Below are 12,122 nucleotides of genomic sequence, written 5' to 3'. Positions count from 1 at the left end.
CCTCCCTGGGGGTGAAGCCGGTCAGCGACTGTCGGGGGTAAGGCCTGCAATGCCTGATCGTTATGTTGCTGTCAGTCGTCTGTTATTACGGTGGCTCCCACAGGTTTACTGCATAGTGGCGAGCAGCTGAGATGTTCCCGGGTCTTGCTGCGGTCTTGCTATGTAGCGGCTAAAAACACTTTTCAAATAAAAGCAGGTAAGGGTAAGTACAGTCCGGGTTTGGGTGTTCTTCAAGTTATTTTCTGAGCGGATATGAAAATGAAACGGCTGTTTTGTGGTGTTTTTGTGGTTGAGATATAGCTGACAGGCAATAAAAAACCGGGCAGTTGCCCGGTTTTCTTTTAACGGTAAAATCAGCCCTGCAGGGCTTTCTTGATACGGTTGATTGCGTCGTCCAGTACTTCCATAGATGTAGCGAAAGACAGACGCATGTTGCCCGGCGCACCGAAAGCAGAGCCCGGTACCAGTGCAACACCGGCTTCCTGCAACAGGAATTCAGCCAGCGCGATGTCATCAGCAAAACGGTCATCATTGTCGATGATGGCGTGGAAGCTTGGGAAAGCGTAGAAGGTGCCATCAACATCCAGACAGTCAACGCCTTCGATTTCGTTCAGTTTGTTTACAACGAAGTCACGGCGCGCCTGGAACGCAACCAGCATTTCGTTGACACATTCCAGGCCGCCTTCCAGTGCCGCTTCAGCCGCGACCTGAGAGATAGAGGTTGGGTTAGAAGTGCTCTGGGACTGGATCTTTTTCATCGCACCGATGAGCTTCGCAGGACCTGCTGCGTAACCGATACGCCAGCCTGTCATGGAGTAAGCCTTGGATACACCGTTCAGTACGATGGTACGGTCATACAGTTCAGGACAGGCATTCAGGATGTTCACGAATGGCTTGTCGTCGAACATGATGTGTTCGTACATGTCATCGCTGGCCACCATCACGTGAGGGTGCTTCTTCAGCACTTCACCCAGGGCTTTCAGTTCGTCCAGTTCGTAAGCAACGCCGGTCGGGTTAGACGGGCTGTTCAGCACCAGCAGTTTAGTGCGTTCAGTGATGGCTGCTTCCAGCTGTTCCGGCGTGATCTTGAAGCGGGCAGACTGTTCAGTTGTTACGATAACCGGCTTACCTTCACCCATCAGAACCATATCCGGGTAAGACACCCAGTACGGAGCCGGGATGATGACTTCATCACCTGCGTTCAGCAGGGCCATCGACAGGTTAAAGAAACTCTGCTTACCACCACATGAAACCAGAATCTGGTTAGCTTCGTAATCAAAGCCGTTATCACGTTTTAATTTATTAATAATCGCGGTTTTCAGAGCTGGCGTACCGTCAACAGCGGTGTATTTGGTGAAGCCGTTGTTCAGCGCGGTAATTGCTGCGGTTTTAATGTGTTCCGGGGTATCAAAATCAGGTTCGCCGGCACCCAGGCCGATAATGTTCTGACCCGCTGCACGTAATTCGGCAGCACGGTTGGTTACCGCCAGTGTCGGGGAAGGTTTGATACTGTTTACGCGGTCGGAAAGTTGCATATCCAAGCCCATATCCTCTGAAAATGTGGATTTATTCCACGGTCGATTAACCGCACAATCATACCGGAAACCAATGTGAGTAAGCATCCCCCTGAACCGTAAAAAAGCGACATATTTATGAAATAACGCTTTGTTTTTTAAATTCAGGTAACAGATTCGTTTGTCCCTCTTTCGGCCTGCCGGGTATAATCCCCGATTCTCTTATTTTATGCAGCGATACAAGCGAACTCACATTATGAAGCAACGCTTTCAGGTAAAGTCGAATTTCCAGCCCGCCGGTGATCAGCCGGCGGCGATTGAAGGGCTGGTAACGGGTATCAATGCAGGGTTAACTGCGCAGACTTTACTTGGGGTAACCGGCTCAGGGAAAACCTTTACAGTTGCAAATGTGGTTGCTGAGTTGCAGCGGCCAACCATCGTGCTGGCCCATAACAAGACCCTGGCAGCCCAGCTGTACGGTGAGTTCCGGGAGTTTTTCCCGAACAACTCGGTTGAGTACTTCGTGTCTTACTATGATTACTATCAGCCTGAAGCCTACGTGCCGTCCTCGGATACCTTCATCGAGAAAGATGCGTCCATAAACGACCACATTGAACAGATGCGGCTGTCGGCGACCAAAGCATTGCTGGAGCGCGAAGACGCGATCATTGTTGCCACCGTGTCAGCAATTTACGGTCTGGGTGATCCTAAGTCTTATCTTGGCATGATGTTACATCTGGACCGTGGCGATGAGATTGATCAGCGCTTTGTTCTGCGCCGTTTAGCTGAGCTTCAGTACACCCGCAATGATATTGAACTGCACCGGGGTACCTACCGGGTACGGGGGGATGTGATTGACGTTTTCCCGGCAGAATCTGAAAAAGAAGCGGTGCGCATCGAACTGTTTGATGATGAAGTTGAAAACATCAGCTATTTCGACCCGCTGACTGGCGAGGTGCTGCGCAAAGTGCCCCGGGCAACGATTTATCCGAAATCCCACTATGTTACCCCCCGGGAAATACTGGTGGCCGCGGTCGATAAAATTAAAGTAGAGCTGCAAGAACGCCTGAAACAATTGCGCGATCACGACAAGCTGGTGGAAGCGCAACGCCTTGAACAGCGGACCCTCTATGATATGGAAATGATCATGGAGCTGGGCTACTGCTCAGGTATTGAAAACTATTCCCGTTATCTGTCCGGCCGTGACCCGGGTGCTGCACCGCCGACCCTGTTCGATTATCTGCCGGATGATGCGCTGGTGGTGATCGATGAATCCCATGTGACCGTGCCGCAGTTAGGCGCGATGTATAAGGGTGACCGGTCCCGCAAAGAGACACTGGTGGAATATGGCTTCCGCTTGCCGTCTGCGCTGGATAACCGGCCAATGCGGTTCGAGGAATGGGAGTCGATTTCTCCCCAGATGATTTTTGTTTCCGCAACTCCGGGTAAATATGAAGCAGCTAATGCCGGTCAGGTAGTAGAGCAGGTGGTACGCCCCACCGGGCTGCTGGACCCGCTGGTGGAAGTACGACCGGCACAAACCCAGGTCGATAACCTGTTAGGTGAAATCAATAAGGTCGCTGCCAATAAAGAACGGGTAATCGTCACGGTGCTGACCAAGCGGATGGCGGAAGATCTGACCGAGTATCTGGATGAACACGGGGTTCGGGTTCGTTATCTTCATTCCGATATTGATACCGTGGAGCGGGTGGAAATTATCCGTGACCTGCGGATTGGTGAGTTCGATGTACTGGTGGGGATTAACCTGTTACGTGAAGGCATTGATATGCCGGAAGTAGGCTTGGTGGCGATTCTGGATGCGGATAAAGAAGGCTTCCTGCGTTCGGAAACGTCAATGATTCAGACCATCGGCCGGGCAGCCCGTAATATCAATGGCCGGGCGATTCTGTATGCGGACCGGGTAACCGGCTCCATGCAGCGGGCGATGGATGAAACCGAACGTCGCCGTGAAAAGCAGATGGAGCATAACGAGAAGCACGGCATTGTGCCCAAAGGCATCAAAAAGTCGGTGGCTGACATTATGGAAGGGGCTTCGTCTATTCCGGGCCGTAAGAGCAGCAAGGCGGCGAAGAAGGTGGCTGAAGCCACTGCAGAATACAATGTTGATCCGGCACAGCTGAGCGGGCCGGAACTGGCGAAAGCCATGAGCAAGCTTGAAGACCAGATGTATGAAGCGGCGAAAAACCTTGAGTTTGAGAAAGCCGCACATTTCCGGGATCAGCTGGAAAAGCTCAAACACAGCGGTTTGTAATAGCGTTCTTCAGGAAAACCCGGCACATGCCGGGTTTTTTGTGCCTGCTGTTTGCCCCCAACACTCCGCTGTCGGCTGTGTCCTGAATGTCTGATTTGTCCGATAAGTCGCATTTGTCTGAAAAGTGTCTATGATAGAGAAGAGTTAAGGAGCCTCTATGCAGACATTTACCAGCGGCCAGATCGCGACTCTGTGCAACGTAAACCCCCGAACGGTGCTGCGCTGGATCACCAGCGGCAAGCTCAAAGCGTTCCGTTTACCCGGGGGAAATCACCGTGTACCTGAAGATGATTTTCTGGCCTTTCTGAACGACAACGGGCTGCCGGTACCGGCTGAGCTACAGCACACAGCCAGTCCGGACGGTGAGTCTTCCATCGCAGAAACGGTGGTTCACAGTGCCCCTAAAGTGTTGATTGTTGATGATGAAAAGGATGTCCGCCGGGCCATTAACCGGGTATTACGGCCGTTACGCTGGGAAGTACATGAAGCGGCTGACGGATTTCAGGCAGGCAGTCTGATGCTGCAGGAAAGGCCGGATCTGGTGTTGCTGGACCTGAGTATGCCGGGGCTGGATGGCTACGAAGTGATTCGCTATATACGGGGCAACCGGCAAATCTGTGACTGCAGGATTCTGGTGATTTCTGCACTGCCGTCGGCGGCGCTGAAAAAGGCGCTGGATTGCGGTGCCGATGAAGTGCTGGCCAAACCGTTCGACAACCGGAGGCTGCGTGAACTGGCGCAACATCTGGTGATGAATTCAAACCGTAAGGAAGCATAAGCGCCTGAATACGTTCGCCTTCTGAATAGGGAGTAACCGATATGCAGCTACGTCTGATCATTTTTCTGATGGTGTGTGTGCTGGCCTGGCCGGTGTTTGCCCGGGATAAGCTGATGCGGCTGTATATTGATGCAGATAACAGCATTTCGCGGCAGGCAACAGAATCGATTTACCGGGGCATGTATACCGCACTGAAGGAACGTGATTTTCAGATAGAAGGATACCGGTTTGAAATTGTTATCCGTGATCACCGGGGCAACTCTTCCCGAAGTAAGGCGAACCTGGAAGCCTTCCTGAAGGATGACCGTGGCTTGCTGATATTCAGCGGTTTGCATTCGCCACCGCTGCTGGCCAATCAGTCATTCATCAACCGGCAAAAAATTCTTCTGCTTGATCCATGGGCAGCCGCGGCCCCTATTACCCGCAGTAAAGAGGCGGAAAACTGGATTTACAGGTTGTCGGTTGATGACAGTAAGGCCGGTGAATTTATCACGGCCCAGGCGGTCGACAGGGAAGGCTTCAGCAGGCCCTATCTGTTACTTGAGAATACTGGCTGGGGCCGCTCAAACGAAAATAATATGCTCAGTGCGCTGGCGGAAAGAGGGCTGGAGGTAGCCGGCGTTAGCTGGTTTAACTGGTCGCTGGGACAATACAATGCCAGAAGTATCCTGCGTCAGGCCAGAGACTCCGGCGCTGATGTGATTTTTCTGGTCGCCAATGCGCCTGAAGGGAAGGTGCTGCTGCAGGCGATGGCGGACGATCCTTCCCTGAGACTGCCTGTACGCAGCCACTGGGGGATTACCGGTGGGGATTTCGCCTTGGATGTGTCCGCTGAAATCCGCCGGCAGACAGACCTTAAATTTATCCAGACCCGTTTTTCATTTCTGGAACTGCCCCGTACGCCGCTGGCTGAACAGGTGTTACAACAAGCCCGTGACAATTTTTCCGATGTGATCAGCGCCAGTGATATTAAGGCCCCGGCTGGGTTTATTCATGCCTATGATCTGACCAGACTGATGATTGCCGCGATTGAGCAGGCAGGCCTGAGTGGAGATGTAGTGGCAGACCGGGCGGGTATCCGTGCGGCACTTAACCGGCTGCAGCAGCCAGTTGAAGGGCTGATTAAAACCTACCGGCAGCCCTTTTCTGTATTCACCCCGCAACAGCCGGATGCCCATGAGGCGCTCGGCCCTCAGGATTTGCGTATGGCCCGTTATAACGGGCAGGGGAATATTATTCTGGAGTCTGAATAAATATGTCTGTCCGGCAAGCGCCTGAGCGCAAAACACGTAAACCCAGTATTGCCAGAGGGGTTGCCCGCCTGACTGCCCTGAGTATTGCTGTCATGGGGGTTCTGGTAGTCGTCCTGGTCGGTCTGCGGATTAACGGTGTCATGCAGGAATTGCGGCAGGAGCATCTGCGCCATGAAAGTCAGACGCTGGTGGCAGAGTTCGAGCGCTTTCTTGCTAACCAGTTAATTGTTCTGCGGGATCATGCCGCTTTTCCGGTGATGCGTCAGGGGGTATTGCAGCCTGAGCAGATGCGTGGCTACGTCAGTGATTTTATGCAAAATCTGTCGGTGATCGGCCGCCGTTATAAAGAAACCCTGGTGGATTTTCAGGGCCTGACGGTCTATTCAACCCGGCCGGAGCTGGAAGCGGATTACAGCCATGCCCCATGGATGCAGAAGGTGATCAGTGGTGAAGTATCTGAACTGATTATGCTGCATGCCATCCGGGGAGAATATTACTGGTGCATTGTTATTCCGGTGGAATATCAGGGGTTTGCAGAAGGGGCACTGATTACAGAAATTCCCCTGAGTGCAATGAGCAATGATTATCAGCTTAATGAACGTCTCAGCGATATGTATATTCGCCTGCTGCAGGGCGATCAGGAAGTTGCGCATTATGGCCAGCCACAACCTGACGGGGCGGTGTATCTGGCTGACTGGCCGTCGCAGAATCTGCGTTTTGAGTTTCAGGCAGATGATACCGCATTGCATAATCAGCGCTGGGAAATTCTCTTGCAACTGGTACTGCTGGTGGCATCGGTGGCCATTGTGATGGTGTTGCTGGCTTATCGCTGGGGACAACGGGCGATTGCCCGCCCGATCCTGTATCTGCAGCAGGAAATACGCCGTCTGAGTATCCGTAAAAACAAGGACCCGATTGATGAAGCCAGTGCCTGGCGGGAAGTTCAGGATGTGGCCCGGGGGTTTAACCGGATGTTACGGCGGATCGACCAGCGGGAACAGCAGCTAAAACAGTCAAACCAGGACCTTGCCCGGATGAACCGGCAGCTGCAGCAAAGTCAGGATCAGTTAGTGCATGCAGAAAAAATGGCCAGCCTCGGTACGCTGGCAGCGGGGGTTGCCCATGAAATCAATAATCCTATCGGCTATGTAAAGAGTAATCTGGGAACCCTTGAGGGTTATCTGGCTTCTGTGTTGCACTATCAGCAATTCATTGACCGGCACAGTGATACATGGCTTGAAGCTTTCCCTGAACAGCGTCAGCAGCTGGCAGAACTGAGGCAAAGCGCTGACATTGACTATGTACTGGAAGATGCACCTCAGCTGATCTGTGAGTCCAGGGCCGGGGTTGAAAGGGTGGCGGATATCGTGACTAACCTGAAGAGCTTCGCCCATGTGGGTGAAACTGAAATGGCCCGGGTGGATATGAATATCATTATTCAGGATACCCTCAAAGTGATCCGGAATGAGCTGAAATATAAAACATCAGTGTATGAAGACTATGATAATTTGCCGGAGATCGACGCCAATGCGGGCCAGCTTCAGCAGGTGATTATTAACTTGCTGATGAATGCCGTACAGGCAATTGAGACCCGCGGGGATATATTCATTGCCAGCCGGTATTGTGATGGTCAGATAATAATCAGCGTCCGGGATACAGGTTGCGGGATTGCGGCCGACAACATGAAAGACCTGTTTACGCCCTTCTATACCAGTAAAAAAGTGGGTGAGGGTACCGGGCTGGGCCTTTCGATCAGCCATGGCATCATTGAGAAGCATGGCGGCACTATAAAGGTTACCAGTCAGCCGGGTCAGGGGACGGAGTTCCGTATCTCATTGCCGGCAGATGTAGAAGCGGTACAGCAGGATTAAATACAACCGGCAGGTTTTACCTGATTACAGGGAGCGGCATGGATACTGATAACCGATCAATTCTTCTGGTGGACGATGACGTTGAATATCTGGCGGCGCTAAAAGCCCTGCTGGAACCTGCCGGGCACCAGATCCACTGCGCCGAATCCGGTGGTGCCGGTCTGGATATTCTGGCGGACAGCCCCATGGATCTGGTGATCAGTGACATGAATATGCCAAATATGAGTGGTGATGAATTTCTCAGTGAAGTGGCTGCCAGATGGCCGGAAACGGAACGTATCGGCATGACGGCGTCGGTTGAATCTGAAGTAACGGTCCGGGCCATCAATAAAGGCAAGGTCAGCCGTTTTCTGCTCAAACCCTGGGAAGATGATGAGATGCTGCAGGCGGTAGAAAAATGCTTGCAGCTGGGACAGTTAAAGCGCGAGAACGAACAGCTGCACGCGCTGACGCTGGCGAGCAATAAACAGCTGAAAAAACTGACCCGTAAACTGGCCGGTGCCGTTGAAGACAGAACTGCCCGGCTGTTGCACAGCCATACCGAGCTGAAAAGCAGTTACCGTTCGGTGGTACGGATGTTTTCCGCGCTGACTGCCCGCCGTCTGGGGCAACTGGCGGAAGACAACGTCAGGCTGAATAAACTGATGGTCACGGTCGCTAAGTTAAGCCCTCTGAAGGGCGGGGATTTAAAGCAGCTCTATTATGCCTGGCAGTTGCGTAATATCGGTAAACTGAGTTTTGATGATCAGCTCATTAAGCCCGCCTATCTGCAACTCTCCCCGGCCCGACAGCGTCTGTACCGCCGGCATCCTCTGCTGGCTCAGGCGCAGATTATGTTGGTAAAGCCGCTTTACGACGCCGGTAAGATTATTGCCCAGCATAAAGAATATCTGGATGGCAGTGGCTATCCTTCAGGCCTTAAAAGTGACGACATCAGCCTTGGGGCGCAGTATCTGTGTGTCGTAAATGATTATGTGGAATTAGTGAACGGCCATTATTCCGAGCGGGCTTACAGTACCGCAGAAGCCATCCGCTATATGCAGGAAACCGCCGCCGAGCGTTATAACCCTGAAGCGCTGAAAACACTGGTTAAAGCTTTGCAGGAACTTAATAAGCAGGGTGCGGCTCTTAAGGATGAATACATTGGCAGCGTAGAGCTTAAACCGGGGATGAAACTGACCCGTGATCTGCTCAGTGAGCAGCATGTCCTGTTGCTCAGTGCCGGCATGGTGATGGATGAGGTGGCGATTGAGCGCCTGCGGGAGATGGAATTTAATCTGGGCGAGCATTTTCGTATTTACATACAGCAACGTAAGTCTGGCCGGGCCTGAGCGGCCAATTTATATGGGCGGTTCTTAAGGGCAGAGTCAGCCACTGGCTGTACTATAACTGTTTGATTTTATGACAGGGTATACCCAGTCTGGTGAGTTATCTGGCTTCATACGCAGATAAACGGTCAGTATCGTTGTAGGCTTATCTCTAAGGTTCATGTAATTACGTCCGGACAGCGCAGAAAATTATCAGTTTGCCGGAAACACGGGATGTTTAACGGATGTGGAAATCACCGGTAAGCATTCCCGGAGCAGTACTATGCATGTAATAGCGGCATTTTATGTTTTCTCAATTGATTCTCTGACTCCTCTGGCGTTCCGGCAATCACGCTTACAGAGAGGTCTTATGTTAATTCCAACCCAACCGGTCAGTTCATAAACCTGTGTCATGAAGCTTAAAACCATTCAGTTTTCTCTGGCGTTACTCTGTCTTCTGACGCTCTTTGGCAGTTTAGTCGGCTATATCTGGTTACTTGAAACAGATGCTGAATACCAGTCCCGGCAGCGGGCCGACAGCTACGTGGAAAAAGTAAATGCAGAGCTGGATGCATATCTGCGGGCACAATCCCGGCAGTTAAGTCTGCAGGCCAGCCTGACAGAAGTCACCGGTTTCTACTCCAGCCCTGGTGAAGACCCTACGCCGGTTCTTAACCGTATCTGTGATATTAATTCTGCTTCCCTGTGTTATCTGATGGATCTCGACGGTTATATGGTGGCCGTGAATGATAATCCGCTGAAACAGCAGATACTGGGGAATAATTTCGCCTACCGTCCGTATTTCAGCCAGGCCCTGTCAGGGATTTCATCGGTGTATCTGGCGCTGGGGTACCGTACTAAAAAAAGGGGCCTGTATTTTTCCCATCAGGTCCGCGGTGAACAGGGTCAGTTGCTGGGGGTCATCGTTAATAAGATAGATATTACCGGCCTCGAAGAACGGTTTACTGACGTGCCGGGCAAGATGGTGTTGTTATCACCGGACAGCATTGTGATGGCATCGAATATCCGGGAGTGGGTGTTTAAAAGCATGAATCCGCTGGACAGCTGGCAGCAACAGTTGCTGGTTGACGGGCGTCAGTTTGGTGAGAGAGTCACCGAAACCTTACCCTTTGTCTGGAAAAACGGCTCACCTGATGTGACTGATGAGTTTGGCAATAATTATCGGGTATCGACGGCTGAAATTGAGCGGCTGCCCGGGTGGCGCTGGCTGTATCTCGAAGATGAAAACTATTTACCTTCCAGCCATTTTTCCGATTTATCGGTGCTGACACTGCTGACGCTGATGGCGGTGATTCTGACGATGATTACCTGGATGCTACTCAGTAAGGGGCGTACGTATATTCATGAGCTGAGCCGTGAAATTCATGATTTGCGTATCAGTGAGTCCCGTTTGCGGCAGCTGACCCAGACCGGCAGTGAAGCCGTTCTGTTGCTGCGGGGCAATCAGATCATTGATTTCAATGAAATTGCCGAAGGTATGTTTGGTTATACCCGCAATGAATTACTCAGTACCGAAATGCCCGACCTGTGGGGCAGCACTCAGACTGAACGGGTGGCAAAAGCGATGGCTAACAGTGAACAGCATATTGAAGCTGAGGCCGTTCGCCACGACGGGATGAGTTTTCCGGTCGAGCTGAATACTAAACACATCATCCTGGATGATGGCCCCGCAACAATCATCAACCTGCAGGACATTACCGTACGCCGGCAGCGTGAAAAGCTGGTTCGGTATCAGGCACAGTTTGACGCCCTGACAAACCTGCCCAACCGTACCCTGATGACCCAGCGTCTGGAAAGGGCAATCAGCCGCTCAGCGCTGAATGATGGTTTTGTTGTGCTGATGTTTATTGATCTGGATGATTTTAAAAAGATCAATGATAGCCTGGGGCACAAAGTTGGCGATGAACTGCTGATATCTGTTTCACAGCGATTGCAGGATGTGATCCACGAAGACGATACGCTGGCGCGCTACGGCGGTGATGAATTCATCCTGATTCTGGAAAATCAGCAAAGCCAGGCGGACGCCGAAGCCATAGCCCGAAAAATACTGGTGGCACTGGCGATGGAGTTTCAGTTGCAGGGCCGCAGTTACTTCATTTCTGGCAGTATTGGTCTGGTGATTGCGCCGCAGGATGGCACCCAGCCGGAAGAGCTGCTGAAGAAGGCTGATACCGCCATGTATCACGTCAAAGCGGAAGGGCGTAACAACTTTGCCTTCTATACACCGGAAATGAATAACGAGATTACCGACCGGCTGGAAGTGGAAGATCAGTTACGCGGTGCGCTGGAGCGGGATGAGATTTATCTGAACTTTCAGCCGATATATTCTTTTAAAGAGCAGCAGTTGCTGGGCGCAGAAGTACTGGTACGCTGGGATAATATACAGCTCGGCATGGTACCGCCGGATGTGTTCATTCCGGTTGCGGAACAAACCGGCTTAATTGTCCCGCTGGGAGAATGGATTCTGACTCAGGCCTGTCATCAGGCGAAGCAGTGGAGCGAACAGCTTAACGGTGAGTTTACGCTGGGAATCAATGTATCGCCCCGGCAGTTTAAAGACGGCCATATTGTGCAGGTGTTGCATCAGGCACTGGAAAACAGTGGTTTCCCGGCTCATCAGTTAGTCCTTGAGATCACCGAGGGTCTGCTGATTAAGCACGATGCCAGTACAAAAACCGTTCTGCAGCAAATCAAGGACATGGGTATTTGTCTGTCGATGGATGATTTCGGCACCGGCTATTCTTCCCTGAGCTATCTTAAACAGTTCCCGTTTGATGTGGTGAAAATTGACCGCAGCTTTGTCCGGGATCTGGCCAGCGATCCGAGCGATCAGAAACTGATTCTTGCCTCAATTGCGATGGCCAAAGGCCTGGGGCTGAAAGTGGTTGCAGAAGGGGTGGAAGACGTTTATCAGTATGACTTCCTGCACACCGCCGGATGCGATGCGGTGCAGGGGTATCTGCTTGGCCGGCCAATGTCTGCAGAGGTTTTTTATGCTCAGGTTATGGATTCATCAGTGCCGTCAGAAGACCTTGTTGAAGATGGGGTATCTGTGCCGCAGCCCGGATTGACTGACTAGCAAGAATTCGTCCACATACTCTGTAAG

At 51.8% G+C, this 12,122-nt stretch carries 7 protein-coding genes; 6 read left to right on the top strand and 1 reads right to left on the bottom strand.

The window, feature by feature from the left end:
- Positions 1 to 353: 353 nt before the first annotated feature.
- Positions 354 to 1,535 (bottom strand): pyridoxal phosphate-dependent aminotransferase, encoded by a 1,182-nt coding sequence (locus tag PCI15_RS13775; protein ID WP_336296709.1) that lies wholly within the window; start codon positions 1,533 to 1,535, stop codon positions 354 to 356.
- 235 nt (positions 1,536 to 1,770) lie between these two features.
- Between PCI15_RS13775 and uvrB the strand changes: the two genes are divergently transcribed.
- The 6 genes from uvrB (at position 1,771) to PCI15_RS13745 (ending at position 12,095) form a co-directional block, all read left to right on the top strand.
- On the top strand, positions 1,771 to 3,786 hold the full coding sequence (gene uvrB / locus PCI15_RS13770) for an excinuclease ABC subunit UvrB (RefSeq protein ID WP_271270532.1): 2,016 nt from the start codon (positions 1,771 to 1,773) through the stop codon (positions 3,784 to 3,786).
- 157 nt (positions 3,787 to 3,943) lie between these two features.
- Entirely contained in the window at positions 3,944 to 4,564 is a 621-nt protein-coding gene (locus PCI15_RS13765) for a response regulator (RefSeq protein ID WP_271270531.1), read from the top strand.
- A 41-nt stretch (positions 4,565 to 4,605) separates the two neighbouring features.
- Positions 4,606 to 5,817: an ABC transporter substrate-binding protein gene (locus tag PCI15_RS13760; RefSeq protein WP_271270530.1), complete on the top strand. Its 1,212-nt coding sequence runs from the start codon at positions 4,606 to 4,608 to the stop codon at positions 5,815 to 5,817.
- Positions 5,818 to 5,819: 2 nt separating this feature from the next.
- The gene (locus PCI15_RS13755) at positions 5,820 to 7,688 is read left to right on the top strand and encodes a sensor histidine kinase (protein WP_271270529.1); all 1,869 of its coding nucleotides are present in this window, start codon (positions 5,820 to 5,822) and stop codon (positions 7,686 to 7,688) included.
- Positions 7,689 to 7,726: 38 nt separating this feature from the next.
- Positions 7,727 to 9,019, top strand: coding sequence for a response regulator c-di-GMP phosphodiesterase, NosR family (gene nosR / locus PCI15_RS13750; RefSeq protein WP_271270528.1), 1,293 nt, complete (start codon positions 7,727 to 7,729; stop codon positions 9,017 to 9,019).
- Positions 9,020 to 9,407: 388 nt separating this feature from the next.
- Positions 9,408 to 12,095, top strand: a complete 2,688-nt coding sequence (locus tag PCI15_RS13745; RefSeq protein WP_271270527.1) for a bifunctional diguanylate cyclase/phosphodiesterase — start codon at positions 9,408 to 9,410, stop codon at positions 12,093 to 12,095.
- Positions 12,096 to 12,122: the final 27 nt, after the last annotated feature.

The organism is Aliamphritea hakodatensis (assembly GCF_024347195.1).
In the GTDB taxonomy this organism is placed as follows: domain Bacteria; phylum Pseudomonadota; class Gammaproteobacteria; order Pseudomonadales; family Balneatricaceae; genus Amphritea; species Amphritea hakodatensis.
Note: the sequence above shows the minus strand (reverse complement) of the source record. Positions and strands in the feature narration are given on the sequence as shown.

Excerpts from the sequence above, each read along its gene's own strand:
- PCI15_RS13775 (WP_336296709.1), bottom strand. The coding sequence starts at position 1,535 with ATGCAACTTTCCGACCGCGTAAACAGTATCAAACCTTCCCCGACACTG.
- uvrB (WP_271270532.1), top strand. The coding sequence starts at position 1,771 with ATGAAGCAACGCTTTCAGGTAAAGTCGAATTTCCAGCCCGCCGGTGAT.
- PCI15_RS13765 (WP_271270531.1), top strand. The coding sequence starts at position 3,944 with ATGCAGACATTTACCAGCGGCCAGATCGCGACTCTGTGCAACGTAAAC.
- PCI15_RS13760 (WP_271270530.1), top strand. The coding sequence starts at position 4,606 with ATGCAGCTACGTCTGATCATTTTTCTGATGGTGTGTGTGCTGGCCTGG.
- PCI15_RS13755 (WP_271270529.1), top strand. The coding sequence starts at position 5,820 with ATGTCTGTCCGGCAAGCGCCTGAGCGCAAAACACGTAAACCCAGTATT.
- nosR (WP_271270528.1), top strand. The coding sequence starts at position 7,727 with ATGGATACTGATAACCGATCAATTCTTCTGGTGGACGATGACGTTGAA.
- PCI15_RS13745 (WP_271270527.1), top strand. The coding sequence starts at position 9,408 with ATGAAGCTTAAAACCATTCAGTTTTCTCTGGCGTTACTCTGTCTTCTG.